The following is a 20340-nucleotide window of genomic DNA, read 5'->3' as shown; positions in this document are numbered from 1 at the left end:
GGGCAAGACCGGGAAAGTCGTCAGCTACTTTGATGGCAAGGTCTGGTGCCATTCCAATCATAGGCAGCAAGAAGACTGCACCGGCCTCGTCGAAGGCGTAGATTTCACCACCCCCATTCCCGGCGAACGCCACGAAACCCGGAGCGTGCGTTGCAACTTCCATGTCAACGTTGGCGGTAGTCACCTCGTCCTCGCCCCAAAGGATGACGTACTGCTCCTCGTCATCCCCAATCCCAGGCCCGCGCCCATCACACCGCCGGCAGTGCCTTCATTACCTGCGGCGGTCTCCATCACATTGAAGCTGCGTTCTTGCTGGTACGTGAAACCAATAATTCCCATCTCGGCGCGCTTGGCGAGCGCCTTGCGCAGCGTGATCACCGCCTCGTCGTTCTCCGGGACGTTGATAGAGTGGATATTGAACTGGGCAAGCGCAACGCCATACTCGGCAAGCTCCGGGATAAGTGCGGCCTTGAGAGACGCCGACAACGTATCAAGCTGCGTAGCGACCTCCAGAATCGAAATGCCTGCGCGAGCGATGCAAGTGGCGATTTCGGTCTTGATCCGCGTGATCAGGACGCCTTTGAGGTAGCTGGAGAGCGTGTCGACATCAAACCCAGGCAAGGTCACAGACCATCGCTCGGCTCTTCGCGCGCTACTCGGCTTTCTTGCGCGAGCGGAAGGCGGCAACCTTCATGCGGTTACCACACACGGCCATGCTGCACCAGCGACGGCGGTGCGACTTGGTGAGGTCATGAAAGAGCAACGTGCAATCCTCGCCCTCGCACTGTCTCACTAGATCGAGTTGCTCCGCTGCGAGCAGGTTCACCATGGCATCGGCGACCGGTTCGAGCAGCCCCATCGCGTTGGTGGTGTCACGGCGCTTGACCACCTTGAAGCTTGCTGTCTCGCCATCCCATTGCAGTTCTCGGGTCGGGTTGCCCAACTTCAACACTCGGTTCACGACATCAGCGTCCGCCCTTTGCCCGGCCTTAGCCGCCTTCACCATCGCCTTGCCGGCCGCGCGCATCTCCAGGGCGAGCGCCAGCAGCCCCTCCGGGGCCTTCTTAGGCGCCTGCGGCAACAGCCCAGCTTGCTTCAACCAGTCGACCACGCTTTCGTCATCGACAAAGCACTCGCAATGCCTAGCGCCTCCCCCGTACTCCGTATTGATGAAGTCGAGCGCGCAGTTGTCCGCAACAAAGAGCGGCCCAGGGGCATCAGGTGTGTTTGAGCTCATGGAAGCAGTGTCACCTATAAAAATACATTTGACGGGTTACCTGTTCTAACGTAACCTTCATAGCTTACGTTAACGGTTACTTAGGAGCTTGTCATGACTTCCAGCAAATTGATCGCCGCTGCCGGCCTGGCCACCGCACTGCTCGCCGGCGAAGCCGCCGCAGCAGACCCCTCTTCGCTGACGGCCTCGACCGCGATTCATCATCGATTCGAACAAGTCGGCGACGTGAAAGTCTTCTACCGCGAGGCGGGCAGCCGCGCTTTGCCGACAGTCCTGCTGCTGCACGGTTTCCCCGCGTCGTCATTCATGTATCGCAATCTGATCCCGATGCTGGCGGACCGGTACCACGTGATCGCGCCGGATCTGCCGGGCTTTGGCTTCACGGAAGCCCCAGAACGCGGTAAGTACGCCTACACGTTCGATCAGCTTGCCAAGACCATCGACCAGTTCACGGTCCAGCTCAAGCTCAATCGCTACGCGCTGCAGGTGTTTGACTACGGCGCGCCGGTTGGCTGGCGCCTGGCCGCAGCCCACCCCGATCGCATCAGCGCCATCGTTTCCCAAAACGGCAACGCTTACGAAGAAGGCCTAAGCGAAGGCTGGAACCCGATCCAAAAGTATTGGAAGGATCCGTCGAAGGCGAACCGCGATGCCCTGCGCGATTTCTTCAAGATCGACGCGATCAAGTGGCAGTACACGCATGGAACGCCTGACGACAGCCTGATTGCGCCAGAGGCGTACGCCCTCGACGCCGCGCTCATCTCGCGGCCGGGCAACGTTGAGATTCAACTCGATCTGTTCCTGGACTACGCGAACAACGTCGCGAAGTATCCGGAGTTCCAGACCTACTTCCGCAAGCACCAGCCGCCGCTGCTGGCCATCTGGGGCAAGAACGATCCGTTCTTTTTGCCGGCGGGCGCAGAAGCCTGGAAGCGCGACATCCCGAAGGCTGAGATCCGCTTCGTCGACACGGGCCACTTCGCGCTCGAAACGAACGGCGTGGAGATCGGCACCGCCATCCGCGCGTTCCTCGACAAGAACGTCAAGTGAGCTTCGGTCGGCGCTGAGCGATCTGAATCGCCCCAGGATTGAACTGACCCCCAGAAGTTGGACGGTCACGATCCCGCTGATCGGGCGGTGCTTCTCAGCCTGCAATCAACCGGGCTGAGTCCCTGCAGTCCAAGCTTTATGCGCTTGTGGTTGTAGTAGTGGATGTAGTCATGCACGCCCGCTTCGAGCGCATCGATGCTATCGGGCGCTGCAAGATGGAAATACTCGGCCTTCAGCGTGCCGAAGAAGCTTTCAATCGCTGCGTTGTCGAAGCAGTTGCCCTTACGGCTCATGCTTTGCTTGACCCCTCGTCTCTCGAGCATCGCTCGTTAGGGCTTCATCTTGTAGTGCCAGCCCTGATCCGAGTGAACAATGAGTTCGGCAGCGCATTTGGTCGGAGATAGCGCTGCCTGAAGTGTGCTGGCACCAGTTCGAAGACCGGACGCCTTGCCATGCGGTGCGCAATGATCTCTCCGTTGTAGAGATCCATGCAGGCCGACAGATAGAGCTTGTGGCCATTCACACTGAACTCGGTGACGTCCGTCGTCCATCTCCGGTTCGGAGCGGTTGCGCAAAAGTCGCGTTGCAGACCCGTGGCGTGGAGAACGTGCGTGGCTTCCTGCGCCAAGACGGCAACGGCGAAAAGGCTTGGCGCGGTACCTTGGTGACCGACGGGTTCTCCGGCTACAAGGCCAGCTTCGAGCGCGGCGTCACCGAGGCTGGATGCGTCGCGCATGCCCGGCGCAAGTTCCACGAGCTGTGGGCCGACCACGCCAGCAAGGTCGGTCAGCAGGCGCTGAGGTACTTCCAGGTGCTCTTCAGGATCGAGGAGGACATCGCCGCAGCCACAGCCCAAGAGCGACGATGCGTCCGGCAGCGCAAGTCGCGAAGGGTGGCCTCAGCGCTGCACAAGTGGCTGCTGGCACAGCGCCAACTCGTGCCGGCCGGTTCGGCCATGCGTGCAGAATTAGCGAAATGAAGTCGAGTGGATTAAGGGAGGCTCTCACGCTGCCTCACTCATCGTCGGCTCAGCGAGCGCGCGTTCGTGCTCGGTAGTCTTGAGAAGATCAAGCGCCACGTCGACGATCATGTCCTCCTGGCCGCCGACCATCTTGCGCCGGCCCAGCTCGACCAGGATGTCCACGGTCTTGAGTCCGTACTTCTGCGCCGCGGCCTCGGCATGGCGCAGGAAGCTCGAGTACACGCCGGCATAGCCCAGCGCCAGCGTCTCGCGGTCCACGCGCACCGGGCGGTCCTGCAGCGGGCGCACCAGGTCGTCGGCCGCGTCCATCAGGCGGTAGAGGTCGCAGCCGTGGTTCCAGCCCAGGCGCGCGGCCGCGGCGATGAAGACCTCCAGCGGCGCATTGCCCGCGCCCGCGCCCATGCCGGCCAGGCTGGCGTCGATGCGGTCGCAGCCTTCCTCGACGGCGGCGATGGAGTTGGCCACGCCCAGGCTCAGGTTGTGGTGCGCATGGATGCCGGTGGCGGTATCGGGCTTGAGCACCTCCTTGAAGGCGCGGAAGCGATCCCGCACGTCCTGCATGCCCAGCGCGCCGCCGGAGTCGACCACGTAGACGCAGGTGGCGCCATAGCTTTCCATCAGCCTGGCCTGCTCGGCCAGCTTCTGCGGCGTGGTCATGTGGCTCATCATCAGGAAGCCCACCGGGTCCATGCCCAGTTCGCGCGCGTATTCCAGGTGCTGGCGCGAGACGTCGGCCTCGGTGCAGTGGGTCGCCACGCGCACCACGCGCGCGCCGGCGTCGTAGGCGTTGCGCAGGTCGTGCGTGGTGCCGATGCCGGGCAGCAACAGGGTCGCGATCTTCGCCTGCTGCACGCTCTCGGCGGCGGCGGCGATCCACTCCACGTCGGTGTGGGCGCCGAAGCCGTAGTTGAAGCTCGAGCCTTCCAGGCCGTCGCCGTGCGCGACCTCGAGGCTGTCGACGCCGGCGGCGTCGAGCGCGGCCGCGATGGCGCGCACGTTGGCCAGGCTGTACTGGTGGCGGATGGCGTGGCTGCCGTCGCGCAGCGTCACGTCGGAGATGTAGAGTTTCTTGGCGGTGGTCATGCTGCTTCCTTCAGGCCGCGCGCGATGCCGGCGGCGATGCGGCGCCGGGCCATCATGTCGGCGCAGGCCAGGGCGGCCGAGGTCATGATGTCGAGGTTGCCGGCGTACGCGGGCAGGTAGTGGGCGGCGCCCTCGACTTCGAGGAACACCGAGGTCTTGAGGCCGTGGCGCAGGCCCAGGCCGGGGATGTTGAGCGGCGCCTCGGGCGGCACCACATCGAACTGCACGCGCTGCTTCAGGCGGTAGCCCGGCACATAGGCCTGCACGCTCGCCACCATCTGCTCGATGCTGCGTTCCACCGCGGCGGTGTCGGCGAGCTCGGACAGCACGAACACCGTGTCGCGCATGATCAGCGGCGGCTCGGCCGGGTTCAGCACGATGATGGCCTTGCCGCGCTGGGCGCCGCCCAGCTTCTCGATCGCGGCGCGCGTGGTCTCGGTGAACTCGTCGATGTTGGCGCGCGTGCCCGGGCCGGCGGACTTGCTGGAGATCGAGGCCACGATCTCGCCGTAGTAGACCTTGGCCACGCGCGAGACGGCCGCCACGATCGGGATCGTGGCCTGCCCGCCGCAGGTAACCATGTTCATGTTGGATGCGTTTTCGTCCTCGAGGTTGATCGCTGGGATGACGTAAGGGCCGATCGACGCGGGAGTAAGGTCGATCACCTGCACGCCGTGGCCTTGCAAAACGTCGTTGTGACGTTTGTGTGCAGCGGCGGAGGTAGCATCGAAAACAATGTCGATGTACTTGAAGACTTCGTGCTCTACCAACCCGTCGATGCCTCTAGCGGTGGTCGCGATACCCAAGCGCTCGGCCCGAGCCAAGCCATCAGAGGCGGGATCGATCCCTACCATCGCGCCCATTTCCAGGTTGCGCCCATGGCGCATCACCTTGATCATCAAATCGGTGCCGATGTTGCCCGAGCCGATGATCGCTGCTTTCAGTTTACGCTCGGTCATTTCGTATTCCTGGAGTTAGTGTCACGCTGCCGAAAAGCGTGCGTGGACTGTGCCTACGCCGCTGACGTGAGCTTCGAATCGGTTGCCTGGCTGGACCGCTGCCATCGGTCCGAGCGCGCCGGTGAGGACGAGGTCGCCAGCGCGTAATGGCTGGCCCAGCGAGGCGAGCTTGCGAGCCAGCCACACCGCCGCGTTGAGCGGGTGGCCGAGACACGCCGCACCGCTACCGGCCGAGACCTGCACGCCCCCGCTAGTCATCTTCATATCGACCAGTTTCAGGTCTAGCCCATCAAGACGCCTTGGGACCCCTCCGAGCACGACCAAGCCGCTCGACGCGTTATCGGCTACGGTGTCGGCAAAGCGGATATTCCAGTTGGCGATGCGGCTGCCGACAATCTCAATGGCCGGAAGCACATAGGCGATCGCGCCGATCAGGTCGACCAGCGTTGCATCGTGCAGGTTGATGTCGCGCTCAAGGACCAATGCGACCTCTGCTTCGACCTTGGGCTGCAGAGTGCGCGCGAGCGGAATTTCCTCGTCGTCGCCGTACACCATGTCGGCGAACAGCGTGCCGAAATCGGGTTGGTCGACGCCGAGCTGCCGCTGCACGGCGGACGAGGTCAGGCCGATCTTGCGGCCAACCACCCGCCGACCCTGCGCCTGCCAGTGGGCAACGTTGGCTTGCTGTATGGCGTAAGCAGTGGCACCGTCGTCCGCCGGCAACTCTTCGCGCAGCGGCGCGATCGGTACGCGTTCGGTCTCAGCGTGCCGCAGGCGCTCGGCCCACGCGGCGATCTGTGGTTGTTGCGGTTGAATCATGCAGGTTGCTCCTCGTGTGGCACAACGTTAACGCCCGTTGTCGTCTCCCACAGATCACTTTGTGACGCAAGTGCACCCAGTGCACGCGCGACATGGCTCTGAGTTCAACTTATTGACAGCCCCGGGGCTCTTTCCGCACAGTCATCAACTTTGCACGACAGGGATGGCTATGGCGGACGAACTAGGGGATTCCTCGTACAAGCAGGTACAGGGCTTGACGCGCGGTTTGGCGGTACTGCGAGCGCTCACCGCGTCCGCCAATGGCCGCGCTCAAATATCCGACATCAGTGCCGCGACCAAGCTGCACCGGACGACGGTGCGCCGCCTGCTGGAAACGTTGGGAGTTGAAGGCTTCGTCGAGCGATCAGAAGACGACGGCGCGTTCCAGCTTACGCAAGAAATAAAGCGTCTTGCCGACAACTTCAGTGTCTTCGACAATGTCGCCGCGGCTGCCGCCGAGGTTCTGCGCGACCTCACGGCCGAGGTGACATGGCCTTGTTCGCTAGCCACGCCCTACGAGCACATGATGGAAATTCGCGCCGCGACACATCACCTAAGCCCGCTATCGTTCCACCGTGGCGTCATCGGGCGCAGGCTACCGATGTTGCTCACTTCGATGGGCCGTGCTTACCTTGCCTTCTCGTCTAATGTCGTGCGTGAGCGCACGCTCGACCTGATCGCCGCGCGGTACGAATTGGGCGAAGTGCCGCTGATGTCGCTATCGACTTTTCGGCAGATCCTTGCCAAAACCCAGGAAGACGGCTACGGCTCGAATTTCGGCGATTGGACGGACGACAAGAAGGTCGCGGCGATCGCTGTGCCCGTCCGAGGCGAACAAAACACCGTCGTCGCCTGCGTCAACGTCGTTGCCATCACCCGCGCCACCAAGCCGCAGCAACTTGCGGCCAAATACTTGGAGCCATTGCGCGCAGCCGCCAAGCGTATTGAAAAAGCGCTGTGACCGTAGCGAGTGCACTGAGTGCACCTTTTTGCGGCGGTAGTGGTCATTAGATGACCGGATGCAGACACTGGCGGCCCCGGTTGTCAAGATGCATACGATGAACACATCACCTCAGAAATTTTCCAGCGCCTGGTCGGACCTGCGCGGAGTCTCTTTTTCGCAAGGGTTTCTCGACGCTGGCGGCGTCCGCACCCGCTATATCTCGTCGGGCACGCCCGACAAGCCGCTGTTGCTAGCGTTGCACGGCGTCGGCGGCCATGCCGAGGCATACACGCGCAACTTCGGCGCGCATGGCGAGCACTTCTGGATGGTGGCGATCGATTTGCTGGGGCACGGCTGGACCGACAAGCCACCCATCGACTATCAAATCAGCGACTACGCCCGCCACGTGCTCGACGTGATGAAGGCGCTGGGCCGCGACAAGGTGCATCTCACCGGCGAATCGATCGGCGGCTGGATCGCGACGCACCTCGCCGTCCACCATCCCGAAAAGGTCGACAAATTGGTGCTGAACACTTCTGCTGGCTGGACCGCACACCCCGAAGTGATGGCCCGGCTCAAGTCGATCTCCAACCAGGCGGCCGCCGATCCGTCGTGGGAGCGAATCCGCGGCCGCCTCGAGTTTCTGATGCATGACAAGACCAAGGTCAATGACGACCTGATCGAGACACGCCGCGCCATCTATGCACAGCCCGGCTATGCCGACACCATGCAGCGGGTGATGTGCCTGCAAGACATGGATCTGCGGCGCGCGAACATGATCACCGAAGCGCAATACCGGTCGATCAAGGCGCCCACGCTCGTCGTCTGGACCTCGCACGACCCGACTGCAACCCCGGCGGAAGGAAAGCAGATTGCCGACATGATTCCCGACTCGCGGTACGTCGTGATGAACGAGTGCGGGCACTGGCCGCAATACGAGAATGCCGACGAATTCAACCGTCTGCACATCGATTTCCTGCTGGGAAACGGCGCGCGCTGAGCGCGTCCAAAAGTGACTGACCCATCCTCGGCGCGGGCCGATGCCTCGGCTACGCGCGGGCTTGCGTCGCTCTGCGGCGCGTCCATTGCCAGTTCGTATTACGTGCAGCCACTGCTTGTCGCGATCACCGCGTCGTTTGGCCTTGGTGGGGCGCAGGTTGGGTTGATTCCAATGATCGGCCAGATCGCGATCGGATTCGGCGTGCTGCTGCTGGTGCCGCTCGGTGACGTCGTCGACAACCGGCGGATGGTGGCCGCGTGCATCGCAGGCCAGATAGCTTCGATGCTGTTGGTGGCTTGGTCGTCCAGCTTCACCGCCTTTCTTCTCGCAAGCTCAGCGCTCGGGCTGCTGACGATTGCGCCATACCTGATCCCGGCCTATGCCTCGCGCTTTACGGCCCCGAGCGAACGCGGCCGCTTCACCGGCTCGATTATGCAAGGCTTCATCTTTGGTATCCTGTTCGCGAGGGCGTTCGGCGGTATCGTCGGCGCGTATGCGGGCTGGCGCTCCGTCTACTTTGTGGCGGCGATCGCAACTCTGTTGCTGCTGCTGAAGCAGGCGCGCCGCATGCCGGACGCGGCACTACCCCCGTCCGTCGCGTATCGCGAGTTGCTGGCGTCGTTGCCAGTCTTGCTGTCCAAGGAGCCGGTGCTGCGGCGCGCTACGCTGACGCAGGCGCTGATGTTCGGCACCTTCGGCTCTCTCTGGATCGCCCTTAGCTTGCACATCCAAAGCGATGCGTTCGGCCTGAGCAGCGCCATTGTCGGCCTGTTCGGACTGCTTGGCCTCGTGTCTGCGACGGTTGCCCCGCGCGTAGGCAGGCTCATCGATCGCTTTGGCCCGGACATCGTCACGCGATTTGGCATAGCACTGACCACTGCGGCATGGGCAGTGATGGCGGTCTTCGAGCATTCGCTACCTGCGCTCGCGTTTGGCGTCGTGCTGCTGGACGTCGGTGCGACGTCGGTGCATATCGCCAAGCAGTCGGCGCTATTGACCATCGGCGGTGTCCAGCGCAGCCGCATGGTGACGGTATACATCGTCGGTCAGTACATCGGTGGCGGGCTGCTTGCAGCGTTGACTGGCTTGGCATGGTCGCAGGGCGGCTGGCGCGCGGTGTGCTTCATCGGCATCGCCACAGTCACGGTAGCCCTGATCGTCAACAGCCTACCCGGCCGCGGTAAAGGACGCCGCTCGGCGCCCCACTGAAGGGCACAGGGTGCACATTTGCGACGCCGCGCTGGTCTACGCATCTAACGATCGTGACACTGAGTGCATGGAATCAAAAGCCCCTGCAAGCGAACTGAGAGTTGCCTGTCTGTCGCACACACCGCTGCGCGGAATGCTCGATCCGCACTCCAGCGTCGTCGACGAGATCGACCAGGTTCTCGAGCGCATCCGGCAGCGCATCGCGGGCTTCGATCCCGAGTTGGTTATTCTGTTTGCGCCGGATCACTTCAACGGCTTTTTTTATGACCTGATGCCACCTTTTTGCATCGGCACGCAAGCGCAGGCGATCGGCGACTTCGGGTCGCCCGCCGGTGCGATCGACGTGCCAGCCGAACTCGCCGCCCAATGCGCGGACTTCTTGATGAAACAGGGCATCGACATGGCCGTTTCCCACCGTATGCGCGTCGATCATGGCTTTGCAAATCCACTTCACGATTTGCTTGGCGGGATGACCAGGGTGCCGACGGTGCCGGTGTTCGTCAATTCAGTGGCGCCGCCGATGCCGCCGATTCCACGCGTGCGCGCGCTCGGTCGCGCAATCGGCATGTTCGCCGCGGGATTGGGCAAGCGGGTGCTGATCGTGGGCTCGGGCGGCCTCTCGCACGAACCGCCGGTGCCACAGTTCGCGGGCGCCACGCCAGAGGTCGCCGAACGGCTGATCAATGGACGAAATCCTTCAGAGCAGGCAACCCAAGCGCGCCGTGCACGCCTGATGGATGCGGCCCATCGCCTCGCGGCGCAGGATGAGCAGGTGAAGCCGCTCAACCCGCGGTGGGATCGCGAGTTTCTCGAGTTGATCCGCGAGCGCCGCTGGGCCGAGTTCGACGCGCAGCACGACGAAATCATCAGCCGCGAAGCCGGTAACTCAGCGCATGAGGTGCGCACTTGGCTAGCGGCAATGTCTGCGGTCGAGGCGATAGAGCAGCTCGAAGTGTCGATCGACTATTACCGGCCCGTACCCGAATGGATCGCCGGCTTTGCTGTCGCCTGGGCAGAGCCCGCGCCGATGCCGAACGCGCCGGCGCTGGCCTGACAGGGGCCTTTTTACATACACAACACAGGAGATTTCATGACACAGAAGAACCTAAATGGCGAGCGCGTTTTGGTCATCGGCGGCAGCGCAGGGATCGGCCTCGAAGTCGCGCGGATCGCTATAGATCTCGGCGCGGAGGTCCACATTGCCTCGCGGGGTGTTACCGCGGCCGAAAAAATGCCAGGCGCGACGTACCATTCCTGCGACGCGAAGTCCGAAGCGTCGCTGACTGCGTTGTTCGAAACGATCGGCCACGTCGATCACGTCGCGATGACGGTGCACGAGTCTGCGGCTCGGCTTGGCATCGACACCACCGCGGACAAAATGAGTCTCGACGCGGTCATGGAGTACGCCAACGGCAAGTTCTTCAGCCAGTACCGCGTTGTCAAGGCGGCGCTGCCGCATCTCGCCGCCGACGGCAGCATCACACTGACCTCGGGTGTCGCCAGCCGCGCCAGCATGGCGAATCATTCGACGATCGCTGCGGTGAACGCAGCGGTTGAAGCCTGCGCGCGCCAGCTCGCCAAGGAACAGGCACCGCGACGTATCAACGTAGTTGCGCCGGGTGTCACGGCGACGACGACGTACGACGCGATGCAGCCCGACGCTAAGAAACAGTTTGTCCAGCGCATCACCGCGGTCGTCCCGCTCAAGCGTATCGCCGCCGCCGACGAGATCGCGCTAGCCTACATCTTTGCGATGCAGTGCGGCTACCTGACCGGCACCGTGCTTGACGCGAGCGGCGGCCAATTGGTGTCCTGAGGAGACGACGATGGAAACGCACGCAACGGCCGACCAACTCGTCCTCGACACAATCCACACCGGTCTGACTGTTTCATCGCTCGACGACGCTATCGCGTTCTGGTGCGATGTTATTGGATGCAGGCTTGATGTAAGGAAGAAGCTGGCCTCTGGCCCTGCGCTCGACAGCATCGTTGGCGTGCCCGGCACCGAACTCGAGATCGCGGTAGTGGTCGCGCCGGGTGGTCACAAGATTGAGCTGCTGCAATACGACAAGCCGGATGATCGGATGATCTACCGGCCGCGCTCGTGCGACGTTGGCTCGGCACACCTAACATTCTCGGTGACCGACATCGACAAGCTTCTCGATCGTGTCGAGTCGGCCGGTTGGAAGCGTCTCGGCGCGCCACAGACGTACCCGAACGGAATGCGCGTCGCCTACGCGCGCGGCCCGGAGGGTCACACCATCGAGATGATGCAGTTGCCTCGCTGACGCTCCGCGCTTCACCAAAGAACGCGTGAACGACGCAGGCGCAGCCCGCTGGCCTGTGCCGCCCGCGCCCGATTCACCTCGCACACCGCTCTGCGGCACTGGTGGGTTGTCAGACAACTTCAAGGAGACGAACTATGGATGCAAAAGTGGCCATCGTTACGGGCGGCGGATCGGGCATTGGCGCCGCGACCGCCGAAGTCTTGGCGCGCGACGGCGCATCGGTGCTGGTATGCGATCTCGACGCTGACTCGGCGGCCTCGACGGCCCACCTCATCACCTCCACGGGCGGTGCTGCAATGCCGTTTCAGATGGATGTAACCGACGCGCAGGCGCATGCTCGTGCCGTCGCCGAAGCCGAGCGCCTCTATGGCGGACTCGACATCGCGGTGAACTGCGCCGGCATCAGCGTCGGTCCCTCAAAGTTGCAGCACACCGTCCAGGACACCGAGCTGTCCGACTGGCAACGCATCCTCGACGTCAACGTCAACGGCGTTTTCTACGGCATGCGCGCCGCGGTGCCGATGATGATTAAGCGCGGTGGCGGTTCAATCGTAAACGTCGGCTCTGTCATGAGCGTCGTCGCGCGCACCAAGCTGAGCGCCTATGTCACCTCCAAGCACGCGGTGCTCGGCCTGACCAAGGCGGCTGCGCTCGATTGCGCCGAGCACGGCATCCGCGTGAATGCCGTCGGACCCGGTTACGTCGACACGCCGCTGCTCCACTACAAACCAGCCGAGACGCGCCGTGCCTATGCACAGCTGCACCCGCTTGGGCGGCTTGCGAAGGCCGATGAGGTTGCTGAGCTAATCGCCTGGCTGTGCAGCGACAAGTCAAGTTTCACCACGGGCTCGTTCTATGCCGTCGATGGCGGCTATAGCTCGGTCTGAAAGCATCCGACCACCCGGGAGACAGCAATGTCGAAGTTCTTTTCACGACTCCTGGCCGGGATGCTTGGCCTGAGTAGCATTTTCGCGTTTGGCCAGACCTATCCGTCGAAGCCAATCAGCTTCTTCGTCGCCTACGCCCCTGGAGGTCCCACCGACACCTTTGCCCGATACCTTGGCGCGGTAATGTCAGAAACGTTGCGCCAGCCGGTCGTCGTAGACAACAGGCCCGGTGCGGCGGGTCAGATTGCGGTCGGGGCGTTGAAGGCACAGCCGGCCGACGGCCATGCCATGTACCTCGGCGACCTGCCGACCTTGGCGACCAACGTCGGCCTGTTCCCGAACCTGACATACCGGCCGCAAAAGGAACTGCAGGCGGTCACCGAATTCGCCGTGCTGCCGGGTATGTTTGTCGTTCCCGTAAGCAGCCCATACCAGACCCTGGGAGATCTCATCGCCGCGGCGAAGTCAGGTAAGGAGCTCACTTATGCGTCGCAGGGCATCGGCAGCGGCGCGCAGCTCTTCAGTGTGCTGTTCGCAAAGAGCATCGGCGCGACCATGGTCCACGTTCCCTACAAGGGATCGACTCCCGGGCTGCAGGCAATCATGTCATCGGAAGTGGACTTCATGTACGACACAGTCCTGGCAGGCCAGTATGTTAAAGCTGGAAAAATGCGCGCGCTCGCGGTTGGCAACGACACGCGGCTTGCGCAGTTCCCATCGGTACCGACGCTAAAGGAGCTGGGCTACGTCGACATCGTGCCGAGGTTCTGGTACGGCGTTGTCGTCAAGGCCGGCACGCCAAGCGCCATCGTGAAAACCCTCGACGAGACGATCAAGACCGCGCTGCTTGACCCCAGGCTCATCAAAAGGTTTAACGACCAAGGCGTTGTTCTTAAAACATCGACCTCGCCAGAGGAATTCACTGCGTCGATGAACGCTGAGACCGCGCGCTGGAGCAAGGTCATCAAAGAGGCTGGCATTAAACCTGAATAGCGTATTCCATCCGGTTTAGAAAGTGTCGCTGGGATGCTTTGACCGACGCCATCATCCATCGTATCGCGGTCCCCGAGGCCATGCTCGATGAACTGTGCGCACGGCTGCGCCAGACACGATGGCCTGATGCGCAGCTGGTCGACGACTGAGCCAGGGTGCGCCGGTCACGTGGATGCAAGACGTTTGCCTACCCCTGGCAGAGGCGCACGATTGGCGGGCAAGCGAGAAATCGCTTAACCCGTTTTGCGCAGCATCGTATTGTCATCAACGGCATCGCCGTGCACTCCATACATTTCCGCGCGCGGCACTCGGAGGCGTTGCCGCTGCTGCTTACATGCGGCTGGCCAGGCTCGATCGACTTAGGAGGTAATCGAACCGCTGGTGGGCCCAACTGGCTTTGGCGGCAGCGAAACGACGCATTTCGCGCGGACTTCCCGTCGCTGCCTGATTTCTGATTTTCGTCGAAGCCGACTGTCATTGGCTCGGGCATCGACCGCATCGCATCAAGCTGGGTACCAAGGACGGCACGGCTTGGCTACGCGCGCTATGTCGCTCGGGGAGGCGATTGGGGATCATCCATCACTGCCGGCTTGTGTGGCTTGGTCGGGGAGGACGCCAACGTAATGCGCTACTGGGTCACTGGCACTGCCACTTGTTAGGCGCGGCTGTACAGGGAGAGCTTTGGCCACAAGCGGCTCGATCGCCCGGGCAAGAATCCCGCCGGCGTGGCCATCTACCCAAGGTAGATGCTGCCACCTGTCCGCAGTTGAATGGAAGGCCAGGCCAAAAATGTCCGCTCCGCGGCGGGCACTGCGCCGCTTTCGAACAGCCGGAACTCTTTACCGAGGACTTACGCGCGTGCTCTCGGACTTTGCGCTGATCCGCTGGTTGGGGGCAAGCGGCTCGCTCCCACCACCGTGCAATCCTCCTGGTGCTGGCCCGCTGTTGTGCACCTAGTGCCCAAAAACTCGGAGGTGCTCGCTGAAGACAAGGGTCCCTTCTGACAATCCTTCATCTTGAAAAAAGTCCAGGAGACAAAATGGCAATGAGATATATCGTGTCAGCGGTGGCTTTAGCCCTGTTCGTGCTGCCTGTCACGGCGCAGGTGAAGGTCGGGGTGATTCTAGGTACAACCGGTCCGGGTGCGTCTCTAGGAATTCCCTACAAGAATACGTTCGCCGTATTACCCAAGACGCTTGGAGGACAGCCCGTCGAGTACATCTTTCGAGACGACGCCACCGATCCGACCAACGGGGTCAAATTCGCCCGCGATTTAATCGTCGGCGACAAGGTGGACCTGCTGATTGGCTCGAGCAGCCTGCCCTCCTCAATCGCCATGTCGGATGTAGCGGCCCAGTTGAAGACGCCGCAGATCGTCTTGTCCTCTTTGGGTACGTCGGTCTTCCGGAATCCCTGGGTGTTCACGGTCGTCCAGCCGTCGGAGTTGATGATGGGCGCTGTAGCCTCGGACATGAAGGCCAACAAAGTCAAGACAGTGGCTTTCATCGGCTTCGCTGACACGTGGGGCGACGCGGTACTGAACGGCTTCAAGGCCCATGCTGACGCGGCCGGGGTAAAGATCGTTGCAGAAGAGCGTTATGCCCGTCTGGACACGAGCGTCGCCGGCCAGGTCCTAAAGGTGTTGTCCGTCAGCCCCGACGCGGTTGTCATCGGCGGCTCGGGCGCGCCGGGCACATTGCCTCAAATCACGCTGCGCGAGCGGGGCTACAAAGGCCGCATTTACCATAACCATGCGATGGTCAACAGGGAGTTCCTTCGCGTTGGCGCTAGGAGTTGGGAAGGCGCTCTCGCTCCCGCTGGGCCGGTTGTCGTTGCTGAACAGTTGCCTGATGAGGCGCCGACCAAGAAGGTTGCCATGGAGTTTACGAAGCTCTATGAGAACACCTACGGCGCCGGCACACGCAACTCCACCTCCGCTTATTCCTTCGACGCCTATTTGCTGGCAAACCGTGCCGTTGCCGATGCCGTCAAAAAGGCCAAGCCCGGCACACCGGAGTTTCGGCAAGCCCTTCGCGACTCCCTTGAGTCGTCGAAGGAAGTCGTTGGCACACACGGCGTCTACAACATGACTGCCACCGATCATGCAGGCGTCGACGCTCGAGCGGTAGTGCTGCTGCGCGCCGAGAACGGCGAGTGGAGGTTGGTGAAGTAGCGGCCCGGGTCCTCGATCGCCACGAGACGTCTGCTTTTGCCTGTTGGAAGAAACCTATGAATCCTCAAATCGCCTTATTGCTCGCTCAGGATGGCGTCATTACCGGTGCGATCTATGCACTTCTCGCCGTCGCCATCCTGCTGGTCTTCACGGTGACCCGGGTGGTGTTCGTGCCCCAAGGCGAATTCGTGGCCTTCAGCGCGCTGACCATGGCGTCGCTGCAGGACAGCAAGGCTCCCGGAACCATGTGGCTGCTCCTCGCCTTGTCGGGTGTCGCTGCCGCCATGGAAGTGTGGGCCGGCTGGCGCAATAGCGACCAGCGCCGTGTGGTTCGCGGGCTCCTCGCCTACGGCGCGCTGCCCGCTGCGCTGTCGGCAACGGTGTGGTGGCTGGCGCCGCGAGGTATGCCGCTTGCAGTCCAGGCATTGATGACAATGGCCCTCGTTGTGCCCCTGGGCCCGGTGCTTTACCGCATCGCGTTCCAGGAGGTGGCCCATGCCTCAGTGCTGTTGCTGCTCATCGTTTCGGTGGCCGTGCATCTGGCGCTGGCTGGCGCTGGCCTGGTGGTGTTCGGGCCTGAAGGCACACGTACTACGCCGTTTAGCGAATCGAGTTGGAACTTGGGAAGTCTGCAGGTCACCGGGCAATCGCTGTGGGTTGTCGGCGCCAGCGCGGTCACCATTCTTGCGCTCTATTGGTTTTTTAACCGGACGCTCCACGGCAAAGCGCTCAAAGCCGTGGCGGTCAATCGCGTCGGCGCAGAGCTGATGGGCATCGAAACGACGCGCGCCGGTGCCCTGGCGTTCACCCTGGCGGCTGCGATCGGGACGCTTTCCGGGATGATGATCGCTCCCATCACGACCATCGTCTACGACACAGGCTTTTTGATTGGGCTCAAGGGCTTCGTGGCGGCCATCATCGGCGGCCTCGTTAGCTATCCGCTGGCCGCCACAGGCGCTCTTTTGGTCGGCCTGCTTGAGTCCTATTCTTCCTTTTGGGCGAGTGCGTTCAAGGAGGTGATTGTGTTCATGATGATTCTGCCGGTCCTGCTGTGGCGTTCGCTGAAGGCACACCACGTCGACGAGGACGAAGAATGAAGCCCGCTCGCATCGGCGTTGCCGTTCTGCTTGGACTGCTCCTGATTGGTCCGCAGGTGTTGCCCGAATTCCTCATCACAATTCTCAACTACACCGGCATGTACAGTCTGGTTGCAATCGGACTGGCGTTGTTGACGGGCATCGGTGGCATGAGTTCGTTCGGTCACGCGGCGTTCGTCGGCGTCGGTGCCTATGCCACCAGCTATCTCACCACCGTGTCCGGCGTGTCGCCCTGGATCGCACTGCCGATCGCGATGGCCGCGAGTTGGATGGTCGCTTTCGCTCTGGGAGGCCTGACGCTGCGTCTAGCGGGTCACTATTTGCCTCTCAGCACCATTGCCTGGGGCCTGAGCCTGTACTTCGTCGCCGGCAACCTGGACGTCCTGGGTGGTCACACCGGCATCAGCAACCTGCCGCCGATCAGCCTGTTCGGCATTGAGTTCGACACCGGACGCCGATCGAGCTACTTGATCTGGGCCGCCGTGCTCGCTGCTGTGGTGTTTGTGCACAACCTACTTTCCTCGCGGGAGGGCCGCGCGATCCGGTGTTTGAAGGGCGGCCGCGTGATGGCCGAATCGATGGGCGTGAACATCCATCGAATGAAGGTCATTGTTTTCCTCATCTCGGCGGTGCTAGCCGCCGTATCGGGCTGGCTCTACGCGCACCTGCAACGCTTCGTCAACCCGACGCCATTCGGCCTTGACTATGGCATTGAGTACCTGTTCATGGCGGTCGTAGGCGGCGCAGGTCACGTCTGGGGAGCCGTGCTTGGCGCCGCCATTATCACGGTGCTCAGGGAGACGCTGGTCGACGTTCTGCCCAAACTAGTGGGCCAAAGTGGCAACTACGAGGTGATCGTGCTGTCGGTGCTCACAATCGTCTTGCTGCAGCGTGCGCCGGATGGAATCTGGCCACTCGTGGCTAGGCGCTTCGCGCGCCGGAGTGGCGCAGCCCTGGCCTTGCCTGCGGCGGCGCAATTGGAGCGACGTGCTCTGCCACCGGCAGGCGAGACGATCCTCGAAGTCGATGCGGCCACCAAGAAGTTCGGCGGTCTCGTGGCCGTGGGTAACGTGAGCCTCAGCGTGCGGGCTGGCGAAATCCTGGCTTTGCTAGGACCAAACGGTGCAGGCAAGAGCACCATGTTCAACCTAATCTCAGGCATTTTGCCCGTCACTTCCGGCACAGTGCGCTTCCTGGGACATGAGATCGACAAGTTGAAGGCTCACGAGATCGCACGGCTGGGAATGAGCCGGACTTTCCAGCACGTCAAGTTACTGTCCCACCTCACGGTGCTTGAGAACGTCGCCATCGGGGCCTATCTGCGGGGCCATGCAGGTGTTCTGCGCTCTGCGCTCCACTTGGAACGGCGTGAGGAAGGCGAACTGCTTGCCGAAGCCTCGCGGCAGATCGACCGCGTCGGCCTGACCGCCAGCAAGCATCTGCCCGCTGGCAGCCTGCCCTTGGGCGACCAGCGCATCGTGGAAATCGCCAGGGCACTCGCCGCAGATCCCTGTTTGCTCCTGCTCGACGAGCCTGCAGCGGGCCTACGCTTCAAGGAGAAGGAGGCGCTGGCTGACTTGTTGCGAAAACTCTGCTCGGAAGGCATGGCCATTCTTTTGGTCGAGCACGACATGGACTTCGTCATGGGCTTGGTCGACCGCATCGTGGTGATGGAGTTTGGCCAAAAGATCGCCGAAGGCCTGCCGGCCGAAATCCAGGCAAATCCGGCCGTCCTTGAAGCTTACTTGGGTAGTGCGCAATGATGGAGACGCAGGCAAATACCGTCATTGCCGGCAACCTACTTGAGGTCCGCAATCTGAGCGTCGCCTATGGCAAGGTCGAGGCTCTGCATGGCGCTAACCTTCATGTCGGCGCAGGCCAGATCGTCACTGTGATCGGTCCCAACGGAGCAGGCAAGACCACCATGCTATCTGCCATCATGGGGCAGTTGGGTTGCGCCGGGGAGGTGTCGTTCATCGGCAAGAGCCAGTCCGGCGTGAAGGTCGAGCGGCGGGTCGTGGCAGGTATGAGCTTGGTACCCGAGCGACGCGAGCTGTTTTCGACCATGACCATCGAAGACAACCTCCTGCTCGGCTCCTATGCCCGCCACCGCAAGGGACTACGTGACCACCGAGAGAATATGGACGATGTGTTCCAGCGCTTTCCGCGACTGAAGGAGCGCCGCGAACAACTCGCTGGCACCCTCTCGGGGGGCGAACGCGCCATGCTTGTCTTGGGGCGCGCGCTCATGGCCAAGCCCAAGCTACTGCTGCTCGACGAGCCTAGCCTCGGTCTGGCGCCCTTGGTTGTCAAAGAGGTGTTCCGGATCGTTGCCGACCTTCGACGCAGCGGCGTGGCCATCCTTTTGGTCGAGCAGAACGCCCGTGCCGCGTTGCAGGTGAGCGATTACGGATACGTGCTGGAGACTGGAACCATCAAGTTAGAAGGGCCCAGCGCGGAACTGGCATGTGACCCTCGCGTGGAAGCCACCTACCTGGGCGGTGCGGCCCGAGCTCATTAAGAATTCCCCTCGACACACCGACCCGGCCATCGAAAACGGTCAAGGAACAGACATGTCATACATTGGCGCGCATCGCCGCATCGGCCAAACAGAACTTTCAGTGACGGCGCTCGGCCTCGGCTGCGCTCCGCTCGGCAACATGTTCACCGCGGTGGCGCCTGGCGCCGCCGAAGCCACGGTCGAGGCAGCATTGGTCAGCGGCATCCGATACTTCGATACGGCGCCGAGCTACGGCTTCGGGTTGAGCGAATCCCGTCTGGGATTAGCGCTGCAGCAGATTCCGCGCAGAGACATCGTCATCTCGTCGAAGGTTGGCTACAGCCTAGTACCCGTCGATCCCTCGGCCGTTGCTTCACGGCTGTGGGCTGACACACCGGCGATGCGCACCGAGTTCGACTTCAGCCGTGACGCAGTGCTGCGCTCCATCGACGCGAGCCTGCAACGCCTTGGCACTTCGCACATCGACATGCTGGCGATCCATGATCCGGACGAAGCGGTGGATGTGTTCGGTGGCGCAGACCCATGCAGCCGCTCGCACTTCAAGGCGGCAATGGAGGGTGCATATCCGGTCTTGGCAGACCTTCGCCGCCAGGGCGTCATCAAGGCCGTCGGCGTCGGGATCAATCAATGGCAGATGCTGTGCGACTTTGCCGAGGCCGGGGATTTCGACTACTTCCTGCTCGCGGGCCGCTACACCCTGCTTGATCAGGAGGCGCTGAGCGAATTGTTTCCCCTGTGCGAGAAACGTGGGGTCAGCTTGATCATCGGCGCGCCTTACAACTCCGGCATCCTCGCCACCGGCGCTGTGCATGGCGCGACCTTCAACTACCGGCCGGCCGGGCCGGCGATCCTCGACAAGGTCGGCCGGATCGAAGCCGTCTGCGCAAGGCACGGCGTTGCGCTGCAGGCGGCGGCACTGCAGTTTCCGCTTCGCCACCCGCTCGTCGCGAGCATCATTCCGGGGGCCCGATCAATCGCCGAGATGCAGACCAGCGTGAGCTTGCTCGCTCAGGCAATTCCCGACGTCTTCTGGGCCGAGCTGAAGGCCGAACGCCTGATCGACGCGAATGCGCCGGTGGCCGCGTAGCATAGGAGGGAA

Annotated in this window: 21 protein-coding genes and 1 pseudogene; 16 read left to right on the top strand and 6 right to left on the bottom strand. The window is 62.4% G+C overall.

All coding sequences use genetic code 11. The annotated features are described in order from the left end of the window. Window positions 1–180: 180 nt before the first annotated feature. Window positions 181–627, bottom strand: coding sequence for an SPFH domain-containing protein (locus AC1DJH_RS30245; RefSeq protein WP_478188232.1), 447 nt, complete (start codon window positions 625–627; stop codon window positions 181–183). A 25-nt stretch (window positions 628–652) separates the two neighbouring features. Beyond that, complete coding sequence (locus tag AC1DJH_RS30240; protein ID WP_435497368.1) at window positions 653–1237, bottom strand: CGNR zinc finger domain-containing protein; 585 nt, start codon at window positions 1235–1237, stop codon at window positions 653–655. A gap of 93 nt (window positions 1238–1330) precedes the next feature. Between AC1DJH_RS30240 and AC1DJH_RS30235 the strand changes: the two genes are divergently transcribed. Next, a complete protein-coding gene (locus AC1DJH_RS30235; protein WP_435497367.1) occupies window positions 1331–2287 on the top strand; it encodes an alpha/beta fold hydrolase in 957 nt (318 codons plus the stop codon). A gap of 65 nt (window positions 2288–2352) precedes the next feature. Here the strand turns inward: AC1DJH_RS30235 and AC1DJH_RS30230 are convergent. Then, a pseudogene (locus AC1DJH_RS30230) lies at window positions 2353–2876 on the bottom strand (IS3 family transposase); the annotation flags it as partial. Between AC1DJH_RS30230 and AC1DJH_RS30225 the strand changes: the two are divergent. Continuing rightward, window positions 2799–3266, top strand: coding sequence for an IS66 family transposase (locus tag AC1DJH_RS30225; RefSeq protein WP_478188231.1), 468 nt, complete (start codon window positions 2799–2801; stop codon window positions 3264–3266). The pseudogene AC1DJH_RS30230 and the gene AC1DJH_RS30225 overlap by 78 nt on opposite strands. Before the next feature lie 24 nt (window positions 3267–3290). On the opposite strand, the gene dmpG is transcribed toward AC1DJH_RS30225, so the two are convergent. Genes dmpG through mhpD form a run of 3 tightly spaced genes read right to left on the bottom strand, consistent with a single transcriptional unit; the run spans window position 3291 to window position 6130 of the window. Then, complete coding sequence (gene dmpG, locus AC1DJH_RS30220) at window positions 3291–4352, bottom strand: 4-hydroxy-2-oxovalerate aldolase (RefSeq protein ID WP_478188230.1); 1062 nt, start codon at window positions 4350–4352, stop codon at window positions 3291–3293. Then, window positions 4349–5311 (bottom strand): acetaldehyde dehydrogenase (acetylating), encoded by a 963-nt coding sequence (locus AC1DJH_RS30215; protein WP_435497364.1) that lies wholly within the window; start codon window positions 5309–5311, stop codon window positions 4349–4351. Before AC1DJH_RS30215 ends, dmpG begins: the two co-directional genes overlap by 4 nt. 21 nt (window positions 5312–5332) lie before the next feature. Beyond that, window positions 5333–6130, bottom strand: a complete 798-nt coding sequence (gene mhpD, locus AC1DJH_RS30210; protein ID WP_478188229.1) for a 2-keto-4-pentenoate hydratase — start codon at window positions 6128–6130, stop codon at window positions 5333–5335. Between the two features lie 214 nt (window positions 6131–6344). Here mhpD and AC1DJH_RS30205 point away from each other — a divergent pair, with 214 nt between their 5' ends. The 14 genes from AC1DJH_RS30205 (at window position 6345) to AC1DJH_RS30140 (ending at window position 20328) form a co-directional block, all read left to right on the top strand. After that, a complete protein-coding gene (locus AC1DJH_RS30205; protein ID WP_478188228.1) occupies window positions 6345–7091 on the top strand; it encodes an IclR family transcriptional regulator domain-containing protein in 747 nt (248 codons plus the stop codon). Between the two features lie 97 nt (window positions 7092–7188). Beyond that, window positions 7189–8073, top strand: a complete 885-nt coding sequence (locus tag AC1DJH_RS30200) for an alpha/beta fold hydrolase (RefSeq protein ID WP_478188227.1) — start codon at window positions 7189–7191, stop codon at window positions 8071–8073. A gap of 12 nt (window positions 8074–8085) precedes the next feature. Then, window positions 8086–9282 (top strand): MFS transporter, encoded by a 1197-nt coding sequence (locus tag AC1DJH_RS30195; protein WP_478188226.1) that lies wholly within the window; start codon window positions 8086–8088, stop codon window positions 9280–9282. A gap of 67 nt (window positions 9283–9349) precedes the next feature. Further along, window positions 9350–10336, top strand: coding sequence for a 3-carboxyethylcatechol 2,3-dioxygenase (locus AC1DJH_RS30190; RefSeq protein ID WP_478188225.1), 987 nt, complete (start codon window positions 9350–9352; stop codon window positions 10334–10336). A gap of 36 nt (window positions 10337–10372) precedes the next feature. After that, entirely contained in the window at window positions 10373–11098 is a 726-nt protein-coding gene (locus AC1DJH_RS30185; protein ID WP_478188224.1) for an SDR family oxidoreductase, read from the top strand. Window positions 11099–11108: 10 nt separating this feature from the next. Beyond that, complete coding sequence (locus AC1DJH_RS30180) at window positions 11109–11570, top strand: VOC family protein (protein ID WP_478188223.1); 462 nt, start codon at window positions 11109–11111, stop codon at window positions 11568–11570. A 134-nt stretch (window positions 11571–11704) separates the two neighbouring features. Then, window positions 11705–12457, top strand: coding sequence for an SDR family NAD(P)-dependent oxidoreductase (locus tag AC1DJH_RS30175; protein WP_478188222.1), 753 nt, complete (start codon window positions 11705–11707; stop codon window positions 12455–12457). 27 nt (window positions 12458–12484) lie between these two features. Then, window positions 12485–13450: a Bug family tripartite tricarboxylate transporter substrate binding protein gene (locus tag AC1DJH_RS30170; RefSeq protein WP_478188221.1), complete on the top strand. Its 966-nt coding sequence runs from the start codon at window positions 12485–12487 to the stop codon at window positions 13448–13450. 155 nt (window positions 13451–13605) lie between these two features. Next, window positions 13606–13905 carry an epoxide hydrolase N-terminal domain-containing protein gene (locus AC1DJH_RS30165; RefSeq protein WP_478188220.1) on the top strand — a complete coding sequence of 100 codons (300 nt, stop codon included), beginning with the start codon at window positions 13606–13608 and terminating at the stop codon, window positions 13903–13905. Window positions 13906–14495: 590 nt separating this feature from the next. Next, the gene (locus tag AC1DJH_RS30160; protein WP_478188219.1) at window positions 14496–15623 is read left to right on the top strand and encodes an ABC transporter substrate-binding protein; all 1128 of its coding nucleotides are present in this window, start codon (window positions 14496–14498) and stop codon (window positions 15621–15623) included. Between the two features lie 56 nt (window positions 15624–15679). Continuing rightward, window positions 15680–16720, top strand: coding sequence for a branched-chain amino acid ABC transporter permease (locus AC1DJH_RS30155; RefSeq protein ID WP_478188218.1), 1041 nt, complete (start codon window positions 15680–15682; stop codon window positions 16718–16720). Then, a complete protein-coding gene (locus AC1DJH_RS30150) occupies window positions 16717–18483 on the top strand; it encodes a branched-chain amino acid ABC transporter ATP-binding protein/permease (RefSeq protein WP_478188217.1) in 1767 nt (588 codons plus the stop codon). Before AC1DJH_RS30155 ends, AC1DJH_RS30150 begins: the two co-directional genes overlap by 4 nt. Further along, the gene (locus AC1DJH_RS30145; RefSeq protein WP_478188216.1) at window positions 18480–19241 is read left to right on the top strand and encodes an ABC transporter ATP-binding protein; all 762 of its coding nucleotides are present in this window, start codon (window positions 18480–18482) and stop codon (window positions 19239–19241) included. Before AC1DJH_RS30150 ends, AC1DJH_RS30145 begins: the two co-directional genes overlap by 4 nt. A 52-nt stretch (window positions 19242–19293) precedes the next feature. Next, window positions 19294–20328 (top strand): aldo/keto reductase, encoded by a 1035-nt coding sequence (locus AC1DJH_RS30140; RefSeq protein WP_478188215.1) that lies wholly within the window; start codon window positions 19294–19296, stop codon window positions 20326–20328. Window positions 20329–20340 lie beyond the last annotated feature (12 nt).

The sequence above is a fragment of the Variovorax sp. 10N412 genome (genome assembly GCF_056394985.1).
Note: the sequence above shows the minus strand (reverse complement) of the source record. Positions and strands in the feature narration are given on the sequence as shown.

Coding starts and splice junctions, on each gene's coding strand:
- AC1DJH_RS30240 (WP_435497368.1), bottom strand. CDS start 1,237: ATGAGCTCAAACACACCTGATGCCCCTGGGCCGCTCTTTGTTGCGGAC.
- AC1DJH_RS30235 (WP_435497367.1), top strand. CDS start 1,331: ATGACTTCCAGCAAATTGATCGCCGCTGCCGGCCTGGCCACCGCACTG.
- dmpG (WP_478188230.1), bottom strand. CDS start 4,352: ATGACCACCGCCAAGAAACTCTACATCTCCGACGTGACGCTGCGCGAC.
- AC1DJH_RS30215 (WP_435497364.1), bottom strand. CDS start 5,311: ATGACCGAGCGTAAACTGAAAGCAGCGATCATCGGCTCGGGCAACATC.
- mhpD (WP_478188229.1), bottom strand. CDS start 6,130: ATGATTCAACCGCAACAACCACAGATCGCCGCGTGGGCCGAGCGCCTG.
- AC1DJH_RS30200 (WP_478188227.1), top strand. CDS start 7,189: ATGAACACATCACCTCAGAAATTTTCCAGCGCCTGGTCGGACCTGCGC.
- AC1DJH_RS30190 (WP_478188225.1), top strand. CDS start 9,350: ATGGAATCAAAAGCCCCTGCAAGCGAACTGAGAGTTGCCTGTCTGTCG.
- AC1DJH_RS30185 (WP_478188224.1), top strand. CDS start 10,373: ATGACACAGAAGAACCTAAATGGCGAGCGCGTTTTGGTCATCGGCGGC.
- AC1DJH_RS30180 (WP_478188223.1), top strand. CDS start 11,109: ATGGAAACGCACGCAACGGCCGACCAACTCGTCCTCGACACAATCCAC.
- AC1DJH_RS30175 (WP_478188222.1), top strand. CDS start 11,705: ATGGATGCAAAAGTGGCCATCGTTACGGGCGGCGGATCGGGCATTGGC.
- AC1DJH_RS30170 (WP_478188221.1), top strand. CDS start 12,485: ATGTCGAAGTTCTTTTCACGACTCCTGGCCGGGATGCTTGGCCTGAGT.
- AC1DJH_RS30160 (WP_478188219.1), top strand. CDS start 14,496: ATGAGATATATCGTGTCAGCGGTGGCTTTAGCCCTGTTCGTGCTGCCT.
- AC1DJH_RS30155 (WP_478188218.1), top strand. CDS start 15,680: ATGAATCCTCAAATCGCCTTATTGCTCGCTCAGGATGGCGTCATTACC.
- AC1DJH_RS30150 (WP_478188217.1), top strand. CDS start 16,717: ATGAAGCCCGCTCGCATCGGCGTTGCCGTTCTGCTTGGACTGCTCCTG.
- AC1DJH_RS30145 (WP_478188216.1), top strand. CDS start 18,480: ATGATGGAGACGCAGGCAAATACCGTCATTGCCGGCAACCTACTTGAG.
- AC1DJH_RS30140 (WP_478188215.1), top strand. CDS start 19,294: ATGTCATACATTGGCGCGCATCGCCGCATCGGCCAAACAGAACTTTCA.